This window comes from Paenibacillus sp. 01T422, from assembly GCF_056398785.1.
The window spans coordinates 1-1,122 of the sequence record NZ_JBFTQB010001345.1; the positions used below are offsets into that span (position 1 = coordinate 1).

Genomic DNA, 1,122 nt, shown 5'->3' on the forward strand with positions numbered 1-1,122 from the left:
CCTCCCCCCTGTTAGCGTTTCACGGCGTCAGATGCTTTTTGAACATCAGCCATCGCTTGCTCCGGTGTCACCGTTCCGGTCGCCACCTTTTGTAAATTAGCAAAAAGCGCTTGTTCAATGGAAGCATTGTCCAGGAAGCGGATGCCGCCAACATTATTCGTAAGTGTGTTCAGAACCATATCCACGGATTGCTTCTCAATGTCTGTTTTGAGTGCGGATTTATCCATGGACAATCCCTCTTTCACAGGAAGGAACTGCAGCGCTTTGCTCAGAATCGTCTGATATTCGCCCGTAGCCATGAATTCTACGAATCTCCAGGCGGCCTCTTTATGTTTCGAATCTTTACTAATGCCGAGGGGGACATCACCGTTGATAAGGACACTTGTTTTACCGCCGTCAATTGTCGGCATAGGCACGAGTCCGAAGGTGCGATCGCCAATTTTCAAACCGTCCTTGTTCGCTACGTCAGTCATGATCCATGCCCCAACGAGAATCATTGGAAGCTGCCTCTTTTGCTCATACATATCGCGCAGATCCGGGTCGAATTTGGTGGTCAGGTTGCCGTCTTGGAAGAGTTTATCCGTATAAAATTGTTTGAACGCATTCGTCGCTTGAATGAACACCGGGTCGGTGAATTTCGCTTTGCCCGCATCCGCTTCATACAATTTGCCCGGCGCAATCTGGTTGACGAGTGTGTAGAAGACATCCGTTACCGTTGCACTTTTACCGCCGGCGAAGCCTAGACGTGGCACAATGCCCGGCAATTTGGCATCTTCAAACTTTTTCACGACTTGTTTCAACTCGTCATACGTCTTAGGCGGCTCTGCGCCTACTTTCTTGAACAGATCTACATCATAGGAAAGGAACGGCGTAACCGCGACCCCTGTCGGTATCGTCTTATAATCGTTTTTCTTGGATGATTCCATTGGTGTAGATTTGAAAAGCTTCTGCCAATCCTTACCTAACGATTTCTCTGCCAAAGGCGCTAATGGCTCGAGAATAGGCGAATAGTTTTTGATCATCGGCCCGTTGGAGAATGCCATGACATCTGGAACCTCGCCACCTTGAATGGCGACTTGGATTTTCTTGTCGTAGTCAGCCGATGGCGTACGTACATAATTT

General features: G+C 48.5%; 1 protein-coding gene. It reads right to left on the reverse strand.

Annotation, left to right across the window (positions count from 1 at the left end; translation table 11 throughout):
- Positions 1-11: 11 nt before the first annotated feature.
- Positions 12-1,122 (reverse strand): ABC transporter substrate-binding protein (locus tag AC1DUA_RS38610; RefSeq protein WP_477504723.1); only part of this gene is annotated, 1,111 nt, incomplete at its 5' end.